The sequence below is a fragment of the Sporolactobacillus sp. KGMB 08714 genome (genome assembly GCF_036598985.1).
Classification (GTDB): Bacteria; Bacillota; Bacilli; order Bacillales; family Sporolactobacillaceae; genus Sporolactobacillus.
Genome location: NZ_JAUUBW010000010.1, coordinates 52,788 through 77,111 on the forward strand (window position 1 = coordinate 52,788; position 24,324 = coordinate 77,111).

Below are 24,324 nucleotides of genomic sequence, written 5' to 3' on the forward strand. Positions count from 1 at the left end.
ATTAAAGTAAAAAGGAAGTTGCAGATATGCCTAAAAAACTCTTTAAATTTGTCATTTACATTATGGCCGGCGCGCTGGTGCTCTCGACAGTTTCAGCACTGATTTTTGCAATGATCAGCTGAGCGGCACTCGTTTCCGGTCAGACGATAAGCAGCAAGGCTCCGAGAATCGGAACGATAATCATCCCCGCCCTGAGAAAAGGCGGAGGAAGCCTTTTTGTAAATTTAGCCCCGAGATAGGCACCGCTCATTGTTCCGGCAATAACCTCAAAGAGCAGGCCCAGATCAAGGTATCCCAGCCGCAGATCATTGATTCCGGCAGACAGAGCTATGGGAATGATCACAAGCATCGTCGTCCCTGCGGCGCGTCTGAAGGAGAAATTCAGCAAGAACATCAGGCCGAGCTGAATAAACGGAGTAGATCCGATGCCGAATAGTCCGGAGAGGACACCGCTGACAAGCCCGACCGCCGCAGCGCGCAGCCAAAAATGAAAACCGGCCGGCAAGTCGTCCTGGCGCAGATCCTTTTTTCTTCTGCCGATTACAATCATTCTCAGCCAGATCAGCAGCGCGGATAAGAACAGTATACCTGCAGTCATCCATTTCAATTCACCTGCAGGGATCCATGCCGACCAGGCTGAACCGAACCACGCTCCGGCGGCCCCGAACAGCCCGACCGGAATCCCCGCTTTCAGAAGCATATTTCCCTCTTTGTAATGGCTGATCGATCCGGAAACCGATGTAAAAATCATCGCAGCCAGCGCCGTGCCAAGCGACGTATGGATGGAAAAGCCAAAAACAGTCGTTAAAATCGAAATAATGAATCCCGATCCTCCTGCTCCGACAAAACCGAGCAGAAGTCCGACAATAAACATAATCGCAATAATTCCGACAATCATCAATCTTTGAACGCTCCTTTTCCGGACGGCATTTCCATGCTCTTTTCATATCTTTTTTTTACAGACAGACAATTTAATCATAGTACAGCGGTGATCGCCTGTCGACAGTATGAATAATATATATGAAACAAGGATCCCTTTGTCCTTTTTAAAATAATTGCGGAGAAAGCCGGTAATACGGAACGGGGCTATTTTTGCTGCTTTCTTTTATTGCAGGGGGAGCGACCGTTCAAGGACGGGTTGAACAAATTCGGAGTTTTTTTCATCGATTTTAAAAGAATGCGTCGGCAAAGTCTTTCCTGCACTATTGGAAAGCATGAGATTTTTAAAGATTCATAGTAAGCGCCCGAACATCCGGACCGTCTCCTGCGGCCTGTCCGCCATGAATGCCCCCGCACTGCTCTTTTTCAGTGTTATCGGTTCAACCGGATCTGTGCGTTGAATATTTGATTTCCAGAGAAAGGAAACCGATTTTCGGACAAATGAGCGAAAGTTTTATTGGCAGAAAAAAAGAAACAAGGCCCGAAATGTTTCAAAGCATCACGCGGCCGAGTGAAACAGGAGTCACGGCAAAAATTTGATTTTCCTCTTCGTTCTGCAACCGTCCGTTTAAGGAAGTGCGCCAAATATGAAAAGAATCAGTCAGACAAAGATCAATGTCCTGTTTATTACAGGGAGCATCGCTCTGCTATTATTTACTCTCGAAAGCGTCACAATTGCCCAGAACGTTCAAAGAATCGGCCGTTTTGACATTTATCTGATCTACTTTGTTCAGCACCCTATCACTTCTCTGAACACAAGGCTGATGATCGGCGTCACAAGGCTCGCCGGTCCGGCGGTCATGATATCCCTGACACTACTCATCGTCATTCTGCTTGCGATCAGGCGTTATTTTGTTGCCGCTCTTTGGTTCGGCACAACACTGCTCCTCAGTGCCGCCATATTAAATCCGTTATTAAAACAACTGATCGGGCGCCCCAGGCCGACTATTGATCGGCTAATCAATGAATCGGGCTATAGTTTTCCGAGCGGGCACGCAATTGCTGCGACGGTATTTTACGGAATGATCGCCACCCTTTCTTCCATTTACTTGCGAAAGCTCTATCAGAAAGTACTGATCGAACTGGCGGCGATGAGTCTTATTTTTATGATTATGCTTTCGAGAGTCTATCTCGGGGTCCATTATCCGACGGATGTTATCGGCGGCTTTTTGCTGGGGACGGCTACGGTCTGCTTCTCAGTCGGCTTCTTTGTTCTGTACGGTCCGGTGCTCCACCGGCTTCTTAATGCAAAAGGCTGGTCCGACCGAAGCATGAGGTCAGCCGAGGATCAAGGGCGTCTGGACGCATAGAGCCCATCCGGCCGGAAAAAATTTTTCGAATGAAAAGGCGCCCTCTGCAAACGAATCGGTGCCCTCTCAGGACTGAACCCGTATGGACTCGGCCCGGACGTCTGTTTAAAAGAGATACGGAATGCAGTTAATCATAACGCCGGGCCCCCGCCCGGCGTTGATCATGATGTTTATGCTTCTGTCTCAATCCATAAAGAAAGCCGCACTTAATAAATCGGTGTGTTTTCGGCCGAGATGTTTTCAAGCAGTTCTTTGACACGGGCAAGAAAACGCCCCGTAATCAATCCGTCGAGCACGCGGTGATCGATCGAGATACAAAGATTGACCCTATCCCGGATCGCAATCATGTTGTTGACAACAACAGGCCGCCTGACGATCGATTCCACGGACAGAATGGCTGCCTGAGGATAGTTGATAATCGGCTGCGACTCGATAGAGCCAAAGGAACCGGTATTGTTGACCGTAAAAGTCCCTCCTTGCATATCGTCCGGAGTCAGCCGGTTATGGCGCACTTTCGAGGCCAGATTTTCAACAGCAAGCGCCAGACCTTTAATACTTTTTTCGTCAGCGTTTTTGATCACCGGAACGTAAAGCGCATCCTCCGCCGCGACAGCGAGCGAGATGCCGACGGCTTTTTTCTCAATAATTTTATTTCCGGCCCATGTACTGTTCATCCGCGGATATTCCTTCAATGCTGTTACAATCGCTTTAATAAAGAAGGGCAGATAGGTTAATTTATGCCCTTCTTTTTTCAGAAATGCATCCTTGATCCGATTCCTGTAATTGACCAGGTTTGTAACGTCGACTTCAATCATCATCCAGCCGTGAGGAATCTCGTGCTTGCTGCGCACCATGTTTTTGGCGATCGTCCGCCGCACGCCGGTCAGCGGAACATCAATATCGCCGGCCTCTGTCTGAGAAGGCTGTGCGGGTATTTGAATCGGTGCCGCCTGACGTGCCGCTTCAGAGAAAGATACGGCCCCCGTCGGCACCGTCTGAAGGCGGTCGTTTCTTTCTTCCGAAACACCGGCGCCGATTGTCTCTAAACCCGAGGCCGATGCTATAAAACGCTCAACGTCTTTGCGGGTAATCCGGCCTCTTCTTCCCGTTCCCGTCAGTTGATCGAGATCAATATGATGCTCCCGGGCCAGACGGCGGACAGACGGCGAATAGCGTTTTTTCATCGGCGTATTCTGCTCTTCCGCTGCTGAAACAGCTGCCGCCTGATGCTGCTGTTTCTGAGGAGCGCGCTCCCGATCGACGGCGTTTGCCACTTCGATTGCACAGATCGGCCGGCCGACAGGAAGCGTTTCCCCTTCTTCTGCAAGCAATGCGGTTATTTTCCCTGAAAAACTTGACGGAACTTCGGCGTTTACTTTGTCGGTTGTGACCTCGGCAATCGGATCATATTTATTAACGGTATCGCCGGCAGACACAAGCCACTGGCTGATCGTTCCCTCAGTGACACTTTCTCCTAATTGCGGCATCGCCATTTTTTCAATGCTCATTTATTCCGCCTCTTCCCTTAAAATTCCGCCAGATCACGGATTGCCTGTTCCAATTTTTCCGAATCAAGCACAAACTTTTTTTCCAATGGAGCCGCATAAGGCATGGCCGGTGCATCCGGCGCCGCCAGTCTTCGGACCGGTGCATCCAGATCAAACAGGCAGCTCTCGGCAATAATTGCCGCAACCTCGCTGATGACACTGCCTTCCTTCGTGTCTTCAGTCACGAGCAGCACTTTTCCGGTTTTTTTGGCCGCGGCAATGATCGCTTCTTTATCAAGCGGATAGACCGTGCGCAGATCAAGGATGTGAGCGGAGATGCCTTCGCCGGCAAGTTTTTCGGCGGCCTGAAGGGCCAGATGAACGGCAAGGCCGTAGGTAATGACCGTTACGTCCTCTCCCTCCCGTTTTACATCCGCCTTTCCGATCGGCAGTACGTACTCGTTATCGGGCACTTCACCCTTGATCAGCCGGTAAGCGCGCTTATGCTCAAAAAAAAGCACCGGATCGTTGGCGCGGATCGAAGCCTTCAGAAGCCCTTTGACGTCATACGGAGTCGACGGCATGACAATTTTAAGTCCGGGAACATGGGCGAAAACCGCCTCCATCGACTGTGAATGGTAGAGGCCGCCGTGCACTCCGCCGCCGTATGGAGCGCGGACGGTCAGCGGCACAGACCAGTCATTGTCGGAACGGTAGCGCATCTTGGCCGCCTCGGAAATAATCTGATTGGTTGCCGGAAGCATGAAGTCGGCAAATTGCATCTCGGCGACCGGACGCAGGCCGTACATAGCCGCACCGATGGCGACGCCGACGATCGCCGATTCGGCAAGAGGCGTGTCCATCACACGTTTTTCTCCGAACCGATCATATAGACCCTTGGTCGCCTGGAAAACACCGCCTCGCCTGCCGACATCTTCTCCCAGAACAAAAACATTTTCGTCGCGTTCCATTTCTTCCTTCAACGCCTGATTAACGGCTTCGATATATGAAATGATTGCCATGGTCCACTCCCCCTTAATCCTTTTCCTCGTATACATAACGAAGGACGGTTTCCGGATCGGCAAAGGGCGCCTTCTCGGCGTAGTCCGTCGCCTCGTCGATTTCTTTTCTGATCCGTTCTTCGATTATTTTTTCTCTTTCCGGCGTTAAAATGTCCAGCTCACGTAAATAGGCGGCAAATGCCGGTACGCCGTCGCGTTTCTTCGCTTCATCGACTTCCGCCTTCGTCCGGTAGGTCATGTCGTTGTCATCGCTTGTATGCGGCGTCAGGCGGTAACAATCGGCCTCAAGCAGAGAAGGCCCCTCACCGCGATGTGCCCGGTCCGCAGCTTCTTTGACAGCCGAGTATGCGGCGAGCGGATCATTTCCGTCAAACGTCCTGCCGAACATACCGTAGCCCTTTGCCCGGTCGGATATATGTTCACAGGAGAGCTGGTGGTTCAATCCGACTGATATGGCATAATGATTATTTTCACACATAAAGATCACGGGCAGTTTGTGTACGCCGGCAAAATTAGCCGCCTCATGAAAATCGCCCTGATTGGACGACCCTTCGCCGAACGTTACGAAACTTACAATATCGTCGCCCTTTAATTTGGCGGCAAGAGCAATGCCGACCGCGTGCGGATTCTGTGTCGTGACCGGGGACGAATGACTCAGCATCCGGAGCTTTTTATAGCCGAAATGACCCGGCATCTGGCGCCCGGCTGAATTCGGATCTTCCGCCTTGGCAAAATTGTTCAGCATCATTTCGCGGACCGTCATCCCCCAGGCAAGCACAAATCCGTAATCGCGATAGTAAGGGGCAACATAATCTCTTTCATGATTCAAAGCGAAGGCTGCGCCGACCTGCGCCGCCTCCTGGCCCTGACAGGAAACGACGAACGGAATTTTTCCCGCCCGGTTCAAAAGCCAGAGACGCTCATCGACCCTTCTGGCCTTCAGCATGATTTCATACATTTTTAAGACATCCTGATCCGAAAAACCTAAAGCATGATGACGATTTTCCATTATGTTCTCCCCCTCATTCGCTGGTTTCATATATGAATCGCTTTCCCGTCTGCGGCCAGTGCTGCTTCGCCGATGACCTCGGCCAGCGTCGGATGCGGATGAACCGCTTCCGCGACCTCCCACGGAGTTGCGTCAAGCAGCTTGGCCAGTGCCGCTTCGCCGATCAGATCCGTTGCATGCGGCCCGAAAAGATGGATACCGAGAAGATCGTTGTTTGATTTATCGGCAATGATTTGCGCGAAGCCTTCGGAATCGCCGTACACCAGCGACTTGCCGATCGCCCGGAAGGGCACTTTGCCGACCTTCACGACGTGCCCCTTTTTCGCCTCCGCTTCCGTCATGCCGATCGAAGCCGCCTCAGGCCGGGTGTAAATGCAGCGGGGAACCAGCTCCGGGTCAAGCGGTTCAACAGAAAGGCCGGCCAGATGCTCCACCGCCTTTATCCCTTCACGCGCCGCCACATGGGCGAGCTGCAGCCCGCCGATCACATCGCCGATCGCATAAATATTCGCTTCTTTTGTCTGTCCGAACGCATTGGTCTTAATAAATCCTTTTTCCGTTTCAATCGACGTATTCGAAAGCCCGATGTCTTCCGTATTCGGCTGCCTGCCGACCGAAACGAGCAGCCTCTCAGCAGAAAAAACTTTCTTTTCCCCTGAAAGATCAGCTTCGATCCGCACATCTCCGGATTTCTCCACCGTCTCCGGCAGGATTCTGGCCCTTGTGTATATCTTTATACCGCGCCTCTGAAAATTCTTTGTCAGGGCCTGCGAAATGGCCCGATCTTCCGAAGGAACGATTCGATCGCTGTATTCGGCGATGGTCACCTTTGAGCCGAAATCGGACAGCATCGATGCCCATTCGACGCCGATCACTCCGCCGCCGACAATTAGGATCGAGTCCGGGCATTCATTTAGATCCAGTGCCTCGTCCGAAGTCAGGATCCGGTCGCCGTCAATCGTCAGACCGGCAAGCGAACGCGGCCTCGATCCGGTGGCGATGATCACATTCTTTGCGGTCAGAATATCATTTTCACGATCATCACCGTATTCAACCGACACAGAACCCGGAAGCGGCGAGAAAATCGACGGACCGAGAAGCCGCCCCAAGCCGTGATAGATATCTATTTTCCCTTTTTTCATTAATTGTTTGACTCCTTGATGGAGCGTTTCGACAATTCTCTGCTTTCGTTCCTGAATCTTATCGAAATGAAGCGCCGCCTGAGCGATTCCGATACCGAATGTATCGCTCTCCTTCACCGTCGAGAAAACTTCGGCGCTCCTCAGCAGCGCTTTCGTCGGGATACAGCCCCTATGGAGACAGGTGCCGCCTAAAGCCTCTTTTTCGACGACAGCCGTCTTCAAACCGAGCTGGCCGGCACGGATCGCCGCTACATACCCGCCTGTTCCACCTCCTAATAGGACCAGGTCATAATTTTTGGCCATAAAAAAATCACTCCTTCTGTGCACGCTACAAAGTACGCAAACACCCCAAAAAAGTTTCGCCGGATTCCGGGACCTGAATCATTTCACGAAACAACAGCGGCTTGAATCTGTCCGCTCTTCATATTCTATCTTATCTTACTCTTATTTAAGTCATGACACAATTTTAACTTTAAAAAACACTTTGACTAGATGCAATTTATAAAGTACACTATGTAATCTATATGTTACAATATGAGTAATGAGGTGTTGAACAATTGATGAATGACTTAAAAATCGCCCGCGTCGAGGCAGGGCTGACACAGCAGCAGTTAGCGGAAAAAAGCGGTGTGACGCGGCAGACCATCAGCCTGATTGAAAAAGGAAAATATAATCCAACGCTGAAACTGTGTCTCGCGATTTGTCATGCGACCGGCAAAACACTGGATGACATTTTTTGGATTGAAAAGAGGCAGAACAAAAATGAAACGAGTGACAGATGAACGGCTGAAAATAGAATTGCTGAAAAATATCCGCATTGTTTTTATCTTTCAAACGCTGGGAATATTGGCTGTTTTGATTTATACAGGAATTTCAAGAGGAGCGGATGCGGCATTCCAGTCGCCCCTTTTTCTTGTATTTACCGGGACCGGCGTTATTATAAGCTTTTTGCAAATGCGGGTTTCTGCCGATATGGATGAAATGAGCAAACACAGGCGCAGAAAACCGATGCCGTATTACGGACTGTTCCTGATCGCGCTGGCCGTCGGTCTGGGGGTCGGTTTGCTGAATTTCGTTGTCGATCCGCTGCATAAACAGTTTGCATGGATCACGGGCGGCGTCTTTTTCATTTGTTTTCTCACCGTTTATTCAGTCGGATACTTCAACAGGAAAAAACGCGGCGAACAGGATCGGGATGAATGAAGACGGCGTTCATCCGCTCCTCAGTTTGCCCCGCTGCTGTTTGCGGCAATGACGGCGCTTGCGGATGCGGCCATTGCCGCTGCCTGGGCAGCCTCCTGTGCCCGGATCAGCAGATCGGTCATGCTCACGATGCCCGGATCCGCCGCCCTTTCCTGTCCCTCCGCTTGGAGCCGGCTTCCGATGCAGAGATGGGCAGCTGTCTGAAAGTAAAAATCTTTGTCGATAAACAGACTCATTTTTTCTTCGCGCATCGCCTGATAAAAATTCGCAATCTCCTGAACGGCCTGATCTTCATCCTGTAATAAGGCAATCATTCCATATATAGGATAACAGTTCGAATGAAGTCTGATGCGATTCGCCGCGATCGAATTTTTGACCGCGGCACACTTCTCAATCAGAGAGCGGGACGGCTGATCGGACAGAAAGGCCAGCACGCAGGCGAGCGTCTGTAAATCATTATTTCTGCGAAAGCCGTATTTCTGCAGCCCTTCAAAATAGTATTCTTCACGTTCGATAAGCACCGGTGCCTCGGCATCTAATTGCGCGAGAAGAATGATCAGCGACACATCGCCGCCGTTCGTCAGTACGAAATGCCGTTTTTTCAAAAGCTTGTACATCTCATTGGCTTTAGCTATAATAGCGTCCAGGCCGTTTTCCTCAGCTCCGGCCAGCATCGCCGCCGCAATATAGGTTTGCTGCTGCCGTAAAAAACCGCTTTTTACCAATTTCCTGTATCGGTCAAAAAGCAGCTCGGCGCTGCCGGATGTCTGCTTTTTGTCGATTAAGAGCATAGCGTCCAGGCAGAAGCGGATATCCCGGCTTAATATGGAAAACCAGCCGGCTCCTTTTTTCAGCCTCTGATCCATATCGCGAAAGGCTGTTTCATCGGCTGCTTCCCCTGCCGCCGTATACTGGGCGGCGACAATCATGCGCGTATTCGCCGAAGCCATTTTCAAAATCCTGCTCAATATTTTCATGTTGTGAACCAGCAATCCAATCTTATCGCTTTGAGAGAAAGACATCACGGCACCTCCGGCCGGCACGATGGGAAACGGCGGCAGACAGATTCCGCCGCTTGGAAGGGATTAAATAAGAGCCGGCTGCTTTTTTCTGTTCTATCTTTTATTTTAACATACTTAACGGACCTTCAGTTCGGCCGATTGGTTTGTGAACAATCTGGACGCTTTCAGCTTAATCCCGATTTAAGTTCATAATGGCAATGACACAGGGTATACCGGAGTCACCCCCTGCAATTATTTTACTGCCCGGACGGAGTAAGCAGCCATATGCTGACTCGGGCTGTTTTCACAGTCTTCCGCACAGCATGTTTCATTTATCTGCCGGATCGGCAAACGACCGTTCAGACATCCGTCTGTTTTAAAGATTCTGTAAAGGTGTTGAATTCGGCACCCGCACGATTGCAAACGTATGTTCCTTCTTGTATAATCATTCTATGCAATAAGACAGATGACCTTTAAAAAGTATAAAAAGGAGCGGATTGATCATGCCGTTGCGATTAAGTCCCTATTTGATGATGAACGGAAACACTGAGGAAGCGATTCAGTTTTATGAAAAAGCACTGGATGCAAAAGTCGTCTTCAAACAGACTTTCGGAGAAATGCCGGGAAATCCGAATGCTCCTCTTCCGGAAGCAGCCAAGAAGCTTGTTTCTCATGCCCTGGTAAAAATCGGCGATTCCGATTTAATGTTTTCCGACAATTTTCCCGGGCAGTCCAGCAAGCCCGGCGATCAGATAACCATCTGCATCACGGTCGATGACAAGGAACGGTCGGGCCGGATTTTCGAGGCGCTGAGCGAGGGCGGTGCGGTCAAAATGCCGCTTCAGAAAACTTTTTTCAGCCCGGCTTACGCCATTGTAACGGATCGGTTCGGCGTGACTTTCCAGATCTTCACGGAAGGCAACAAGTGAGAAAAGGATTTCAGTTTATATTTGCAGGATACAGAAAAACGGCTCCGTCGCCCCCTTGTGTGACAGAACCGTTTTTCTGCTTTTAAGGGTACGCGGCCGCTGTTCTTTTTTCCCGTCATTTTTCAAAACCTCCCCCCTTAAAATCCGCGATGGGCATGGACAGCTTATTGAGGCGCCGGCTTCCTGACCAAAGCCATGATTCCTGCAATGATATAGAGAATGCCCGGAACGATTTCGATCAGGCTCGCCGCACCGGACAAGATCAACAGCCATCCCCCGAGTTTCGGATGGCTGCGCTTTAGAAGAATGAGGGCAATCCCTGCCGGAATGATGCTGACAATTGACAGAATGATGAGAACGGATCCGCCAGTATGAAACAAGTGGATTGCGTTATTAATATCCTGTGAATCCGGAGCGGATCCTGCGGCTCTGAGCTGCTGTTTCAGGACGGACGGATTCACCGTCAGGGCACGGGCTCCGTAGAACAGCGCCAGGAAATTAATAGCGGCTGCCAGAATAGATTGAACAAATTCGCCGGTTCTTTTCATTATAAAGGCCTCCTCGATTCATCAATTCAAAAATATCTCCGTAAATAAACCGCCTGCCCTATTCGGCCGCGGCTTCACGCTCATATAAAAGTATAAAGGCAGAAGTCAATTGTCTGCTGTCAATCAAGAGGTTTTATTTCTGCACATGCGCTCCGAACTCTAACATGTTATGATAATAAATAACTAGTAAATTTTTTCGCGGAGTGAAATCATCTTGAACAATTTTGTTTGGCTGACAAATATTACATGGATTGACGGAACGATCGCCGTCGCCATTTTTCTTATGTTTATTCTGGCAGGAAAACTGTTTTCCAAGTACTTTCTGAAGTTCACTGCAAAAATTGCGAGGATGAGCAAAAGCCGGATCGACGAAGCGCTGTTCTCAGCGTTTCGCAAGCCGATTATATTCATTCTCGTCATGACCGGCATCTATTTATCTCTCTCCTACTTGCCGATGCCGGCCCATTGGAAAGCAGCCCTCTCGCTCTTGTACAAATCGGCCGCCACTTTCTCGATTGGCTGGGGCTTCTTTCTTTTTTCCGACGCGATCGGGATATTTTTCAACAGGATGGGCGACCGTTTCGACCTGCAGTTTAATAATATCATCATTCCATTTCTTTCCAAGCTGACCAAGTTCATCGTTGTCGTGCTGACAGCCGCGCTGATTCTGGAACAGTGGAATTATCATGTGACCGGGCTGATCACCGGACTTGGAATTGGCGGGCTTGCCATTGCGATGGCGGCAAAGGACACTTTAAGCAATCTGTTCGGCGGTTTTGTGATTATCACCGACGCGCCGTTTACGATAGGCGATCTGATCCAGACCGGAACCATTGAGGGGGTCGTTGAAGATATTAACTTCCGATCGACAAGGATCCGCACGCCGGAGCAGGCGCTTGTTACCGTACCGAATTCCACCCTTGCCAATCAGCCGATCACCAATCTGTCGAAAATGGAAAAACGACGGATTTCGCTGAACGTTCAGCTTGATCTTGAGACGACGAATGAACAGCTGACGATCTGTATTCAGGCTGTCCGCCGCCTTCTTTCCGACGATCCGCAGATCCTTAAGGACGGACTGATGGTCTATCTCGACCGGATCACTTCATCCAGCAAGAATTTAATCGTGCAATTTTTTATTCCGACCACCGAATATGAAGAGTGGATGAAAGTGAAAGAAAAGTACAATCTGGCTATTCTCGGCCTGTTGGAAAAACAAGGCATTAGCCTGGCAAAAGTTTTCCCGCGAACGATTTCAGACGCCGATCAGAGCAAACCGAAACAGAAACTTGTGCTTCCGGTCAAACCGGCTTCAGATGACAAAAATCTGACCGAAACGGTACAGCTCAGATCCAGAAAATAGGCCGTCCGGTTTTTGGACAGGCAAAAAGCGCATCCGTCTGCAGCTGATCTCCTGCAAACGGGTGCGTGATCTTTTTATACAGGACGCCGGTTGAGTTGAGAAAACCCGGTACTTGAGTGCCGGAATGAATCAACGTCTCGGGCATCCGTTGTTGTATTCAGTTAACTGATTTTCAATATATCCGGCTCCCTCTCCTTCGACACATCGCCCGGGGGGCTCATGAAATAACCGGGTGACCGGAGATGGCCCCAAGGTTTCTGCCTGGTTTCAGGATATTGCCTGAACCAGTGCCCCTTTAAAATGATTTAACCATGGATAACGGCGTCCTGTTAGGTGGAAAACTCATCATCATGTGCACGTGGTCGGGCAGGCTCTCTAACTATTGAATGACAATCTTGTTTTTCCCGGTTTCCAGCAGCCCGGCATTTTAATGCCGATGCAGTTCGCGCCCTATTCAGTACCCGTCCTTCTGAGCAAGGCAATCATTCCTGCAGCCATCAGAACCAGTCCGGCCGGAAGACCCGCGGCAAAAAGGACCACACTATTTTCTGCCCCTGCAAGGATCAGCATCATGCCCGTCAGTGTCCCTTTTTTATCATTCAAAATAAAAAGCGCGGCTGCGGCGACGGCGAATGAGACGGTACCCGCAATTACAGCCTGCACGCTGAATGCGTTCAGGCTGTCCGACGCTCCGAAAACATTCGCCATGCCGGCGCTTCTTACAACACCCGCATGCGTCGCCGGGAACCTGAGGGCAATCAGCAGGAAAAGCCCGAAAAATGCCTGAAGAGCTGCAAGAACGGTACCCATGGTTCCTATGATTTTTTCAGCAAGTTTCCGATCGCTCATGACTTCCTCCTTTGCCGCGGATCATGCTTATCGGAAAAAGCCGTGTTGTCCGATGATCCGGCCGCCGATGGCATCGATCAGAAAGAACGCCGTTTTGCACGATTGAAAAATCGCTTATTCTTTCTGCAGACGACAGTCTTTTCACTTCGAATGTATGTTTATTAAAAGGGGAACATGCCTTCAATAAGAAGAGCATTCGGCCGTCTGCAAAAAACACGGGACTATTTTTTGCATGATAAATACAAATAAAGCTGTTTACTCAGGACAGCGCAAAATAGCATTCTCACACTGAAATACAAATCGATTAGAGAAAATAGTTGTTTACTCATGCAGCAATTCTTTTGTTCGCCCACAGATTTCGTGACAAAAAAGTCCTTTACTACTCTATAATTAAGAAAGCAGACTGTTGTGCAGTTGACGAATTCCGTGCACAGTCCGATCGGATTTAGAGAACTGCACCCAATCAAAAAAGGTAGAGTCGGAACTGAAAAAAACTATCAGTCGCACCGAATCGAGTTTGAGTCGCACCGAAATGAGAGAAAGCCGCACCGAATCACTAAAATGTCGCTCCGAAATGCCAGAAACTCGCGCCCAATCGATCAGAACTCGCTCCGAATCGGAAGAAAGCCGATCCGAAATGCTGAAAAGACGCACCGAAACGTTAAAAGAGAGGTTTATCGGTCAGCACGGCAATTTCATCGGTCAGCGCACCTCGTTTATCGGTCGTTGTGCCCCAATGGCGCCGGACTCACCTCCTAATTCGGCTGAATCATGGCAAAAAATTCATTTGTTCCATATTTCTACAGCCTTTCACTTCATTCCTATTGATGTCAGCAGGACGGCCCTACTGCGCAACAACACTTTTTCAGGAAACAACTTTTTTATATAACAGCTATTCCAGCATTTTTTCAAATGAAAAAATCACCATGAATCCTTACTTTTAGCCATCTCCCACCTCTGATAAATGGTAATAAAAAACACGCCATGAGTTACCTTAGGTAAGGTATAATACTTTATGACGTGAATTTTTGAAACAACTTTATTAAGCGCATACATTTCATCCATAAAAAACCAAAAAAGCGGGACCCTTCCGTCTCCGCTTTTCGATGATTCCTTTACTAATAGACCGGAAACTGCCTCCGGCCGCGTCTTCTATCCAGTGGTCATTCCTGACGATATAGGCCGGGATTCTCGCGTGCATTTTCTCTCAGGAGTTTGATTGAATCCAGAATTCTCCGGTACAGTGCATCCGCGTCTTCGCCTTCTATAATAAGCAGTATCTCCTTCCCTTGAAGAGAGGAAAGAAATTTTATCGTCTCCGGCAAATCATTTATACAAAAAGTTTTTTCATTAGCAGAGAAATACGCAGTACTGCGGCTTTTTTTAATTGTCTCATATAGGCGCAAGGCACGTTTTAATGTCAGGGCACTGACCGACTTGATCGGGACTTTGATCGATACGATTTGTTTTGCCATTATAAAAAACCACCTCTTGCTCAATTTCTTCGCAGGTTTTCTATCACTATCCTTATTATATGTCATATTCTCATGGATACGGAAGAGCCAGCCGTTCCGGCCGTTTATACATTGAGAAGCCGTTTTCCCTGCTCTTTCCCTGCTCTTCTCCGGCAAAGTTAACGATCGGACGATGAGCGGACGACAATCGATTCGTTCGGCTTTTCTTTTCCATGCTGAAGCTGATACATATTGAAATAAAGCCCTTTTTCTTTCAGAAGCGACTGATGCGTTCCCCGTTCAACAATTTCGCCGTGATGAAGCACAAGGATCTGATCCGCATCCTGAACAGTCGACAGACGGTGGGCGATCGCAATCGTCGTCCTTCCCTCTCTCATCTTTTTCAAAGCTGCCTGAATTGCTTCTTCTGTTTCGGTATCTACATTAGCGGTGGCCTCATCGAGCACCAGAATTTTCGGATTGAGCGCCATGGTCCGTGCAAATGACAGAAGCTGGCGCTGCCCGCTTGAAAAAGTCGCCCCGCGCTCTCCGACCGGTTCGTGATATTTGCGGGGCAGCTGCTCAATGAACGGGTCGGCCTGAACGAATTCCGCCGCTTTTTTCACTTCTGCATCGCTGACCTGGCGACGGCTGAGGCGGATATTGTCTGCCACATCACCGACAAACAGGAATGAATCCTGCAGGACAAGTCCCAATTTTCGGCGCAGCTCTTCGTCCGAGAAAGTCTTCAGCGGTTTCCCGTCTATGTAAACTGCGCCCCGCTCAACCGGATAAAAGCGCATCAGCAGGTTGATGATCGAACTCTTGCCGCTTCCCGTGTGCCCGACCAGCGCCACGGTCTTTCCTGGCTCGGCGACAAACGAAATATGTTTGAGTACGTCGGTCTTGCTGTCATAAGAAAACGATACATCTCTGAATTCGACACGCCCGTTGACGACAGCGGGCCGCTCCGTCCCCTGGCGGGCGGGAGCCGTCCGCTCTTCGTCCAGCAATCCGAACACGCGCTCCGCCGAAACCATGGCCTGCTGATAGAACGTCAGCTGCTGCATGATCTGGTTAATCGGGTCAAAAAAGCGATCCAGATAGTTGACAAAGGCATAGAGCACCCCTATTTGCACGACACCGCCGAGAGACTGTATGCCGAAAAAGCTAAGAATCATAATCAGTCCAAGTAAATATACGGAATAGACAGCAGAACGCAGCATTAGGCTGTTCAGCCGCACGCTTTTCATCAACGCCTTTTTATGTTCATTGTTGATTTTGCCGAATTCTTCGCGCATGCGCCGCTCCTGACGCATGGCCTGAATCATCGCCATCCCTTGAAGCGACTCATTCAGCTTCGCATTGAGCTGACTCAGTTTGACACGGGTTACCCGGTAGACCTTAGAACTGAGTTTTCTGTAGGCCCACATCAGAATAAGAATGAACGGCATCAGAACGAGACAGATCAGCGCAAGCCGGCCATCAAGAAAAAACATGCCCGTAAAAATGCCGATCATCGTGATTCCGCTGCTGATGAAGGTCGAGAGTACGCTCACGTAAAGATCTTTTATCGCTTCGGTATCATTCGTGATTCTGGAAACGAGGCTGCCGCCGGGTGTCCGGTCAAAGAAAGTCAGGCCAAGGTGCTGGACCTTGCTGAAAACTTCGACGCGCATTTTCTGAATAACATGCAAAGCGATTTTCTGAAAAGACAGCGCCTGCAAATAATGAAAAATGGCCGATACAGCATATAAAACAATAAAAAGTGCCGCCAGCAGTGTCAGTGCCTGCCATGGAAATTTCCGCGGCGTTAAATAATTATCTATAAAAATTTTCATGACAATCGGTCCGAGGACGTCGGCTACGGTCGCGATAACCAGCATGATAAAGGCAAGACCGAGACTTTTCCTGAAATGCTTGAGGTACGTCATCAGCCGCAGCAGCACATGATCTTCTGAGATCTTTTCACGATTCTGCTTTATTTTTTCTTTCACAGACGGTTTCCTCCTTCCATCACGAGTGATTCCAGCTGCTGGTGTGCATACATTTCGGCATACCACCCGTTCCCTTTCAGCAATTCCCGGTGCGTTCCCTGTTCCGCAATCCGTCCGTCCTCAATAACAATGATTAAATCGGCATGTTCCACCGCGCTGAGCCGATGAGCCGAAATCAATGTTGTTTTATGGCGCCTTTCGCTTTTCAGGGCCTGCAGAATAGCGACTTCGGTGCGCGCATCGACGGCAGACAGCGAGTCGTCGAAGATCAGGATTTCAGGATCGGCGAGCAGGGCGCGGGCGATAGATACACGCTGTTTCTGACCGCCGGACAGCGTGACGCCCCGTTCTCCGACGACGGTGTCGTAGCCGTCTTTAAAATCCAGTATCTCCTCATGAATATTGGCGAGTCTGGCCGCTCTTTCAATCTCTTCCCGCGATGCACCGGCGCGGGCAAACGCAATATTTTCCGCAATAGTCGCCGAAAAAAGGATATGATCCTGAGGAACATAACCGATGGCGCTTCTCAGAGCCCCCAAAGTGAACCGTTTAATCGGCGTTCCGCCTATCTCTATCTCCCCGTCCCGCACATCGAACTCTCTGAGCAGCAGCCTGAGCAAGGTTGTCTTCCCGGCTCCTGTCTTCCCGACGATGCCCAGCGTCTGTCCTTTTTTCAGCGTAAGGGAAATATTCGATAAAACCGCTGTTTCACTGCCCGGATAGCAAAATGAGCCGATGCGATAATCAATGTCGCCGCTCGGGATGACGTCCAGAGCGGCTTTACTGTCGACAATCTCGGGTTTCACGGAGAGGAGCCGCCGGATCCGGTCGTACGAAGCTCTGCCGCGCTCAACCGTGTTGAAAAGGAATCCGAAAGCGAGCATCGGCCAGACAAGCTGACCGAGATAAAGCGTGAAGCTGGTCAGGCGTCCAATCGTCAGTGAACCGTTCACGACATAAATGGAACCGAAAGCAAGCGCGAGAAAATAGCAGACTCCGACGATCAGCGTAATCGTCGGATCGAACAGGGAATCAATTTTCGCAACAGCGATATTTTTATTAACGACGTCCTGAGAGGCTCTGCTGAATCGATCGATCTGGGCATTCTCTTCGCCAAACGCCTTGATTACGCGAACGCCGGCTATATTTTCCTGAACCTTGTCATTCAGATCGGAGAAAGCTGCCTGGGCCTTGCCGAATCGTTTATGAAGGAGCGAGCCGTAGTGCATCGTCAGAATTGCCATGACCGGCATCGGGAGAAGAGCGATCAGCGTTAATTTCCAGCTGATCAGCGCCGCCATGCTGACAATCACCATAGCGCCCATTGTTATCGAATCGACCAGCGTCAGAATGCCTTCGCCCGCAGCATTCTGTACAGCATTTATATCATTTGTCGCATGCGCCATCATGTCTCCGACCCGCGTTTTCTGGTAGAAATTAGGCGACAGCCGCGTAAAATGCGTATAGAGTGTATCTCGAAGCTGTTTTGCAAGAATGACGGATGATCCGAAAATAAGCTGACGCCATAAATATCCTGTACAATAATAAATAATACCGATCAGGACAAGAAACAAAATCCATTCTGCCAGCAGAAACGGTGTCAGCGTCCTCCCCTTGATTGCGTCCACCAGTATGCCGACGACGTAAGGCGGGATCAGCGAAAGAAAACTGGAAAGCATCAGAAAAGCAATACCGAACAGATATCTGAATTTTTCCTGTTTGAAAAACCACCACAAATCGTAAAAAATACGCACCGTATTCCCTCCCTTGATGCAGCCGCTTTCCGGCAGTAAAAAGCCACAGGAGAAAATCACCATCTCTTCTCCTGTGGCTCATAGGAAATAAACAAACGAATCATTTATTAGACAAGAAAATAAATGATTAGCCGTTATCCGTGCCGGAAAAAGGAGCCGGGCGTCGGCAGTCCGCTAATAGCGGCAAACATTCTGATCCGCTGTGTCCAATCAGCCGTAATAGGGGTCAACTTCATGACGCCCGCCTCCTTCTCGATTATTAATTATTGAAATCATTATATCTTGATTTATCAGCCAAGTAAATATGAAAAGGCAAAAAAATGGAAACCGCTGCAATACGGTCCCCATTTTTACTGACTGTTTCATGTTTAATCGATCGAAATGGATTTACTCGGTTTCTGCGCTTCTTCTCTCTTAGGAAGTGTAACCTGAAGAACGCCGTCTTTGAATGAGGCTTTGATTTCGTCTTCTTTGATCCCGTCAAGCATAAATCTGCGCGTATAAGATCCGGATGCGCGCTCCTTGCGGATGAAACTGCCGTCTTCCGCCTTTTCATTCGTTTCCTGTTCACGGGTCGCATCGATTGTCAGCACGCCCTGATCAAAGTCCAGGTGAATATTATCCCTGCTGAAACCCGGCAGATCGACCTTCACCTCATAAGCATTGCTCTTTTCCTGAACGTCTGCCGCAAAAGGCTGAATGCCCGTGTTGCGGAAGAAATTGTGCCCCCATTCATCAAACCAGGAAGGCAGGAAATCAAAAAACCCGTCGCGATCTTTTTTAGTTGGATACAGATTTGCCATAAAGCATTCCTCCTCGAATGTTATAAGGGTATTTTTTGCATGTCTGTTTTTTTGTATCCCTATCTCCTACAGCTTTTATTATAGACCTTTGGTCAAATAAGGTCAAACTATTTTGTGGAAATTTTGACCTTTTTTTGTGCCCTTCAGCCAATCCGTCTCATGAAGCGGGCAATTGCTCCGGGGACCAGCCTGAAGATCAGCATAACTGCCAGGATGATTGCCGGATAGACGAGCGCCCGGCCGATAAAGAAGATCATAATGAAGGTGGCTGCCGCAGCGGTCAGACTGATCAGCCGTTTTTTCCGTTCGTTTCTGAACAGAACGACACCGGCCGCGCAGCCGCCAAAGTACGTTAATAGAAATGCCGCATTCGGCAACTGGATTAGATCAGTCAGTGTCACGATCTTCAATCCGAAAAATATCATGACGAAGATAAAGCACAGGCTCAAAAAAAGCAGCCCGCCGAGCGGTGTTCCGTACTTCTTTGAAATGAGGCCCAGCCAGCCTGGTGCGCTGCCGGTTTCAGATAAGGCACGTCCAAGCCTTGACGCCGCACCGATATAAGCCACAACGGTTGCCAGACAGATGAGCAGACCGGATAGACCGATCAGGACGCCGCCGGTTTGGCCGAAAGCCAGCCTGGCGACAGCAACCAGAGCCGCCTGCGACTGCTGCCGATAACTGTCTGTTCCGATAACCGCTGCCGCTGTCATAAAATAAATGGTTCCGACCAGCCCGGCGGAAAGGATCGTAGCCCGCATGACGTCCCTTTCAGGACGGACAAATTCTGCTGACAGATGCGAGACGGCTTCCCAGCCGATAAAACACCAGAAAAGGATTGTTGAAGCGCTGCCCACCGCGGCCGCACCGTGAGGCATAAAGGGCTCAAAATTGGCAACTTTCATATGGGGGACGGCACCAAGAATCGCCGCAATCAGAATGCCGAGGATTCCGGCAACCACAGCGATCTGAATCTTCCCCGCCAGACTCATGCCTAAATAATTCAGGGCAACGGCGGCAAATAAAATCAGGCAGGCGATAAAAATCGTGAAAGTTTCAGTCTGTCCAAGCGCTGCGCTTAAATAACCGGATCCTGTCAATGCGGCAACCGGAGCCCCGATCGGTACCGACATCAGGAAAAACCAGCCGACAATCGATCCTGCCCGTTCACCGAAGGCCAGCCGAACAAAATGCGCTACTCCGCCGGAGCTTGGATATTCCTGTGCGAGATAAGCCATGGACACAGAGAGCGGCAAAGCCAGAACCATGAGAAAGCCCCAGTCGATTAATGAAGCAGGACCGGCCATTCGTGCAGCCAGGCCCGGAACAATTAATATACCGGATCCAAGCACCGCACCAATATAGAGAGCAACAGCCTGCGGCAGCCGAATCGTTGCTTTGATCTCTTTTTTCATCTTCTTGCCTCCTGTTCTTTGCAAACGGCAGCTTTTCCTGTATCATATGAGTGATCAGGCAATCGGTAAAGATGATTATTTCGATAAAAACGATCGGAAATTCTGATAGAGGGGGGATATTATGGAGATCAAACAGCTGATCACTTTTCAGAAGGCTGCTGAAAAATTAAATTTTACCCATACGGCTGAGCAATTGAACTTCGCCCAATCGAGTGTCACCGCTCATATTAAGTCGCTCGAGGATGAGCTCGGCGTTCAGCTCTTCGACAGATTGGGAAAAAGTCTGGCACTGACAGATGCCGGCAGAAAACTGCAGATCTATGCCAATCAGATTCTTTCTTTAACAAATGAAGCCAGAAAAGCCGTTATGTCAGAAAAAGAACCATCCGGTACATTGGTCATCGGCGCTACCGAAAGCCTGTGCACCTACCGGCTCCCTCCGATCCTGTCCGATTTCAGGCACCGCTATCCCAAAGTCCGCTTTCATTTCTCTCCGGGCATTTCCGACCGCGACATTCTTGACCGGCTTGAGAAAGGCAGCCTGGATGCCGCAATTCTGATGGACGTCGATCTCATTCCGGACGTGTTTGTTATTGAAAAGTTAAAAAAAGAAACGATCGGCGTCGTCGCTGCGCCGGATCATCCTCTGTTCAGGAAAAAGACCGTTGTTCCGGCCGATTTATACGAAGAGTCCTTGCTGCTGACCGAAAAAAACTGCAGTTACCGCCGTCAGTTCGATCGTGATTTTTCGAACTGCGGTTTAGTCCCCGAACATGTTTTTGAGTTTGCCAGTGTGGAGGCGATCAAACAATGCGTCATAGCCGGACTGGGCATTGCCGTTCTCCCGGAAATGACCTTCCGGAAAGAACTTGGGAATGGAGAGATCGCCCTGCTCCCCTGGGGAGGGACCCCTTTATCTGTTCACTCGCATCTTGTCCGCCACAAAGACAAGTGGCTCTCCCCGGCGCTTGCCGCATTTCTGAACCTGACCCGGGAAAGCTTGAAAGACTAGATTGCGGACTAATATCGTTTTTCTCCGCTCCGGTGTTCCTGTATAATGATCATTGTGCAGCTGCCGATCGGCCGATTTTTATTGCCGCCGGCCGTGAAGACGCTGCCTGAAAGGAAGTCACGATATGACCAAATCTCTTATTTTGGCGGAAAAACCAAGCGTCGCCAGAGAAATCGCCCGCGTGCTCGGCTGCCGCAATAACAGTCGAAATTACATTGAAGGCGACCGTTACGTTGTCACGTGGGCACTCGGCCATCTGATTGAACTCAAGATGCCTGAAGACTACGACAATCGCTACAAGACATGGCGGATGGATGATCTGCCGATTATACCGAAGAAAATGGAGATAAAAACGATCAAACAGACGAGCGCACAATTTCATGCGATCCGCCGGCTGGCTCAGCGCAAAGATCTCGGCACGTTTGTGATCGCAACAGATGCCGGTCGGGAAGGCGAACTCGTCGCCCGCTGGATTATTGAAAAAATCGGCTGGCGGAAACCGGTCCAACGGCTGTGGATCTCTTCGCAGACTGACCGGGCGATCCGTGATGGATTCAGCCGCCTGAAACCTGCCGGAGATTATGATAAACTTTATCAGTCGGCCGTATGCCGTTCACAGGCCGACTGGCTGATCGGATTGAATGTTTCGCGAGCGCTTACGACAAAATACGAGGACTCTTTATCCGCCGGACGCGTCCAGACGCCGACACTTTCTATGATCATCGACCAAGAGGAGACGATCCAGTCCTTTCGTCCGCAGCCCTACTGGACGATCGACGCCCGGATCGGAGGATATACGGCGGCATGGCGGCACGGGGAACAATCCCGCCTTTTTGATCCGCAGCAAGCTGAAACCATCGTTAAAGAACTGAAGGGACAACAGGCGGTCGTCGACAAATTAGAGATCAGGCGGAAAAAAGAGCATCAGCCGCTTCCCTATGATCTGACGGAACTGCAGCGCGATGCCAACAGGCACCTCGGTTTTTCCGCGAAGAAAACATTGAACGTGCTGCAGGCGCTTTATGAACGGCACAAAATTGTCACTTACCCGCGCACGGATTCACGCTATCTGACCCGGGACATTGCCGCGACCATGCCTGAGCGTCTAAAAGCGATTTCGTCCGTTTACGGGGAGGAAACACGGCCGATTCTTCACAAACAAAAAGGCAAGGTACTGGCAGCCAATGTGTTCAATGACGCAAAAGTAGGCGATCACCATGCGCTGATTCCGACCGAACAGCCCGTTTACATCGGCGATCTGTCTGCGGATGAACGAAAACTTTACGATATGGTCATACGCCGCTTCCTGGCGCTGTTTTATCCGGAGCATCAATATGAATCCGTCCGTGCCCTTCTATCGGCCGGCAATCAGCATCTGGTCATACAGGACACCGTTGAGATTGATCCGGGATTCAGGCGGATCGTGGGAACAGGCGAAGAACGGGCGCCTCAGACCCACGGGTCCCTGCGGGAAGGGCAGGCGCTTCCCATCGGCAAGGTTTCGCTGCAGCAGAAAATGACGGAACCTCCCGCACGCCTTTCTGAAGCCGATCTGCTGACAAAAATGGAAAAATACGGACTCGGCACACCGGCGACACGCGCCGATATTATCGAGAAGCTGCTTCAATCCGAAGCAATCGAACGGAATGCGGGCGGAAGGCTTCATCCGACACCCAAAGGCAGACAGCTGATCGATCTCGTCAATCCCACCCTTAAATCGCCGGAACTGACGGCAAAATGGGAGAATCAGCTGGAGGATATTGCTAAGGGGACAGGCAGCCCGGATCGTTTTATTAAAAATATACGCGAGCAGACCGTCCGGCTCGTTCAGGAAATTAAAGAAAGCGAACAATCTTACAAAATTCAGAATCTGACCGGAACAAAATGCCCGGAATGCGGCTCGCCGATGAAAGAAGGCAAGGACCGCGACGGCGGCCGGGTGCTTGTGTGCATTAACCGCGCCTGCGGTTACCGAAAACGCAAAGATCCGAAACTGTCCAACCGCAGATGCCCGACGTGCCATAAGAAGATGGAAATCCATCAGGGCAAGGCCGGAGTCTATTTTCAGTGCAGAACATGCGGCATCGTAGAAAAGGCGGAGCACGCCAAAAAGCATGCGGACAAACGTGAAACGCGGCAGCTGATGCAGAAGATAAACAGCAGCAGTGAACCATTGGGGAACAGTCTGGCGGACGCACTAAAGTCGGCTCTTGAAAAAAGAACGGATCATTGACCGACAGAGTTCTGCGGGGAAAAATTCAAACAATGACTGATAAAAGGGACCGCGGAAGACCGCAGTCCCTTATTTTAGCGACGTTTTCCTGCCTTTGAAAATAAGATCAGGCATGCTGCTTCACCCGGGTCCGCAATTCAGGAATGTACGTCGAAACGATTTCGGCGAGCGCCCGGTACCCTTTGGCAGACGGATGCAGCCCGTCTTCATTAATTAATTCCGAAAAGCTGCCCTTCCGTTTGAATGCTGATCTGATATCGATCGTGGGTACACCTGTCCTGCGGACAAAATCTTTCAACGCGCGATTGTACATGCCGTGCCAATGTTCAATACCGCCGCAGTAGCTGATCCAGTGCCCGATCGAGTGGCTGTACCGTTTCATTAAAGACTGATAGTAGCGGACAGGATCAAGCGGCAGCAAACTGAGAACGACAGGAACTGCCCCGATCGAATTGACTTTTTCAATCAATATCTTCATATTTTCAAGATAACGGCTGAGCGGCACAATCGGCACATGTTCCTCTTCAGGAAGAAGCGCCACCTGATCCCAGTGAAAATTACAGTCGTTTCCTCCGATACCGATCAGAACCAGATCCGGATGAAGCTGCAGAACGTCTTTGTCAACGCGCTCCACAAGCAGATCGGAATTATCGTTAAAAACACCTTTGTTGATCACTTTATCGCCGCTGCCGAGAAGGCGCTGCAGCAGTACGGGATAATTTTCCCGAATAATTTTGAATCTTCCGCCGGTAAAAGTGACCCCCCGAGTCACGCTGTCTCCAAAACATATGATTTTCAATTCGCTCACCTCTTGAATTTCTCTGCCGGGAACGTCAGCGAAAATTGATCGCCCG

General features: G+C 49.9%; 23 protein-coding genes. 9 read left to right on the forward strand and 14 right to left on the reverse strand.

Features of this window, described 5'->3' with window-relative positions:
• Positions 1–26: 26 nt before the first annotated feature.
• Positions 27–122, forward strand: coding sequence for a stressosome-associated protein Prli42 (gene prli42 / locus Q6A92_RS05490; RefSeq protein ID WP_332237336.1), 96 nt, complete (start codon positions 27–29; stop codon positions 120–122).
• Positions 123–139: 17 nt separating this feature from the next.
• Here prli42 and Q6A92_RS05495 read toward each other — a convergent pair whose 3' ends face one another.
• Complete coding sequence (locus tag Q6A92_RS05495) at positions 140–898, reverse strand: sulfite exporter TauE/SafE family protein (protein ID WP_274399629.1); 759 nt, start codon at positions 896–898, stop codon at positions 140–142.
• A 628-nt stretch (positions 899–1,526) separates the two neighbouring features.
• On the opposite strand from Q6A92_RS05495, the gene Q6A92_RS05500 reads away from it, so the two are divergent.
• A complete protein-coding gene (locus Q6A92_RS05500; RefSeq protein WP_274399261.1) occupies positions 1,527–2,249 on the forward strand; it encodes a phosphatase PAP2 family protein in 723 nt (240 codons plus the stop codon).
• A gap of 206 nt (positions 2,250–2,455) precedes the next feature.
• Here the strand turns inward: Q6A92_RS05500 and Q6A92_RS05505 are convergent, their stop codons facing one another.
• The 4 genes from Q6A92_RS05505 to lpdA are packed head-to-tail and all read right to left on the reverse strand — an operon-like array spanning position 2,456 to position 7,212.
• Positions 2,456–3,757, reverse strand: a complete 1,302-nt coding sequence (locus tag Q6A92_RS05505) for a dihydrolipoamide acetyltransferase family protein (RefSeq protein ID WP_332237337.1) — start codon at positions 3,755–3,757, stop codon at positions 2,456–2,458.
• A gap of 17 nt (positions 3,758–3,774) precedes the next feature.
• Complete coding sequence (locus tag Q6A92_RS05510; RefSeq protein ID WP_274399258.1) at positions 3,775–4,758, reverse strand: alpha-ketoacid dehydrogenase subunit beta; 984 nt, start codon at positions 4,756–4,758, stop codon at positions 3,775–3,777.
• 13 nt (positions 4,759–4,771) lie between these two features.
• Positions 4,772–5,797: a thiamine pyrophosphate-dependent dehydrogenase E1 component subunit alpha gene (locus Q6A92_RS05515; protein ID WP_332237338.1), complete on the reverse strand. Its 1,026-nt coding sequence runs from the start codon at positions 5,795–5,797 to the stop codon at positions 4,772–4,774.
• Positions 5,794–7,212: a dihydrolipoyl dehydrogenase gene (gene lpdA / locus Q6A92_RS05520; protein WP_332237339.1), complete on the reverse strand. Its 1,419-nt coding sequence runs from the start codon at positions 7,210–7,212 to the stop codon at positions 5,794–5,796. The genes Q6A92_RS05515 and lpdA overlap by 4 nt, the downstream gene beginning before the upstream one ends.
• A gap of 257 nt (positions 7,213–7,469) precedes the next feature.
• Between lpdA and Q6A92_RS05525 the strand changes: the two genes are divergently transcribed.
• Together Q6A92_RS05525 and Q6A92_RS05530 are read left to right on the forward strand one after the other, a co-directional pair.
• Entirely contained in the window at positions 7,470–7,691 is a 222-nt protein-coding gene (locus tag Q6A92_RS05525; protein ID WP_443029692.1) for a helix-turn-helix transcriptional regulator, read from the forward strand.
• The gene (locus Q6A92_RS05530; RefSeq protein WP_332237340.1) at positions 7,672–8,112 is read left to right on the forward strand and encodes a branched-chain amino acid ABC transporter substrate-binding protein; all 441 of its coding nucleotides are present in this window, start codon (positions 7,672–7,674) and stop codon (positions 8,110–8,112) included. Before Q6A92_RS05525 ends, Q6A92_RS05530 begins: the two co-directional genes overlap by 20 nt.
• A 20-nt stretch (positions 8,113–8,132) precedes the next feature.
• Here Q6A92_RS05530 and Q6A92_RS05535 read toward each other — a convergent pair whose 3' ends face one another.
• Positions 8,133–9,134, reverse strand: a complete 1,002-nt coding sequence (locus Q6A92_RS05535; RefSeq protein ID WP_332237341.1) for a DUF4003 family protein — start codon at positions 9,132–9,134, stop codon at positions 8,133–8,135.
• Between the two features lie 482 nt (positions 9,135–9,616).
• On the opposite strand from Q6A92_RS05535, the gene Q6A92_RS05540 reads away from it, so the two are divergent.
• Positions 9,617–10,042: a VOC family protein gene (locus tag Q6A92_RS05540; protein ID WP_274399251.1), complete on the forward strand. Its 426-nt coding sequence runs from the start codon at positions 9,617–9,619 to the stop codon at positions 10,040–10,042.
• A 164-nt stretch (positions 10,043–10,206) separates the two neighbouring features.
• Here Q6A92_RS05540 and Q6A92_RS05545 read toward each other — a convergent pair whose 3' ends face one another.
• Positions 10,207–10,590 carry a DUF4064 domain-containing protein gene (locus tag Q6A92_RS05545; protein WP_332237342.1) on the reverse strand — a complete coding sequence of 128 codons (384 nt, stop codon included), beginning with the start codon at positions 10,588–10,590 and terminating at the stop codon, positions 10,207–10,209.
• A gap of 214 nt (positions 10,591–10,804) precedes the next feature.
• On the opposite strand from Q6A92_RS05545, the gene Q6A92_RS05550 reads away from it, so the two are divergent.
• Complete coding sequence (locus tag Q6A92_RS05550) at positions 10,805–11,953, forward strand: mechanosensitive ion channel family protein (protein WP_332237343.1); 1,149 nt, start codon at positions 10,805–10,807, stop codon at positions 11,951–11,953.
• 450 nt (positions 11,954–12,403) lie between these two features.
• Here Q6A92_RS05550 and Q6A92_RS05555 read toward each other — a convergent pair whose 3' ends face one another.
• Positions 12,404–12,802: a hypothetical protein gene (locus Q6A92_RS05555; protein ID WP_332237344.1), complete on the reverse strand. Its 399-nt coding sequence runs from the start codon at positions 12,800–12,802 to the stop codon at positions 12,404–12,406.
• Positions 12,803–13,334: 532 nt separating this feature from the next.
• On the opposite strand from Q6A92_RS05555, the gene Q6A92_RS05560 reads away from it, so the two are divergent.
• Complete coding sequence (locus tag Q6A92_RS05560; RefSeq protein WP_332237345.1) at positions 13,335–13,691, forward strand: hypothetical protein; 357 nt, start codon at positions 13,335–13,337, stop codon at positions 13,689–13,691.
• Between the two features lie 274 nt (positions 13,692–13,965).
• Here the strand turns inward: Q6A92_RS05560 and Q6A92_RS05565 are convergent, their stop codons facing one another.
• The 5 genes from Q6A92_RS05565 to Q6A92_RS05585 all read right to left on the reverse strand — a co-directional run bounded on the left by Q6A92_RS05565 (position 13,966) and on the right by Q6A92_RS05585 (position 20,225).
• Positions 13,966–14,277, reverse strand: a complete 312-nt coding sequence (locus tag Q6A92_RS05565; RefSeq protein WP_274399247.1) for a hypothetical protein — start codon at positions 14,275–14,277, stop codon at positions 13,966–13,968.
• 158 nt (positions 14,278–14,435) lie between these two features.
• A complete protein-coding gene (locus Q6A92_RS05570; RefSeq protein WP_443029693.1) occupies positions 14,436–16,253 on the reverse strand; it encodes an ABC transporter ATP-binding protein in 1,818 nt (605 codons plus the stop codon).
• Entirely contained in the window at positions 16,250–18,007 is a 1,758-nt protein-coding gene (locus Q6A92_RS05575) for an ABC transporter transmembrane domain-containing protein (RefSeq protein WP_274399245.1), read from the reverse strand. Before Q6A92_RS05575 ends, Q6A92_RS05570 begins: the two co-directional genes overlap by 4 nt.
• Positions 18,008–18,375: 368 nt before the next feature.
• Positions 18,376–18,810: an Hsp20/alpha crystallin family protein gene (locus tag Q6A92_RS05580; protein ID WP_274399243.1), complete on the reverse strand. Its 435-nt coding sequence runs from the start codon at positions 18,808–18,810 to the stop codon at positions 18,376–18,378.
• A 143-nt stretch (positions 18,811–18,953) separates the two neighbouring features.
• Positions 18,954–20,225, reverse strand: coding sequence for an APC family permease (locus Q6A92_RS05585; protein ID WP_332237346.1), 1,272 nt, complete (start codon positions 20,223–20,225; stop codon positions 18,954–18,956).
• A gap of 121 nt (positions 20,226–20,346) precedes the next feature.
• Here Q6A92_RS05585 and Q6A92_RS05590 point away from each other — a divergent pair, with 121 nt between their 5' ends.
• Together Q6A92_RS05590 and Q6A92_RS05595 are read left to right on the forward strand one after the other, a co-directional pair.
• Positions 20,347–21,237 carry a LysR family transcriptional regulator gene (locus Q6A92_RS05590; protein ID WP_332237347.1) on the forward strand — a complete coding sequence of 297 codons (891 nt, stop codon included), beginning with the start codon at positions 20,347–20,349 and terminating at the stop codon, positions 21,235–21,237.
• Between the two features lie 124 nt (positions 21,238–21,361).
• Positions 21,362–23,470 carry a DNA topoisomerase III gene (locus Q6A92_RS05595; protein ID WP_332237348.1) on the forward strand — a complete coding sequence of 703 codons (2,109 nt, stop codon included), beginning with the start codon at positions 21,362–21,364 and terminating at the stop codon, positions 23,468–23,470.
• Between the two features lie 106 nt (positions 23,471–23,576).
• Here Q6A92_RS05595 and Q6A92_RS05600 read toward each other — a convergent pair whose 3' ends face one another.
• Positions 23,577–24,278 (reverse strand): SGNH/GDSL hydrolase family protein, encoded by a 702-nt coding sequence (locus tag Q6A92_RS05600; RefSeq protein ID WP_332237349.1) that lies wholly within the window; start codon positions 24,276–24,278, stop codon positions 23,577–23,579.
• Positions 24,279–24,324 lie beyond the last annotated feature (46 nt).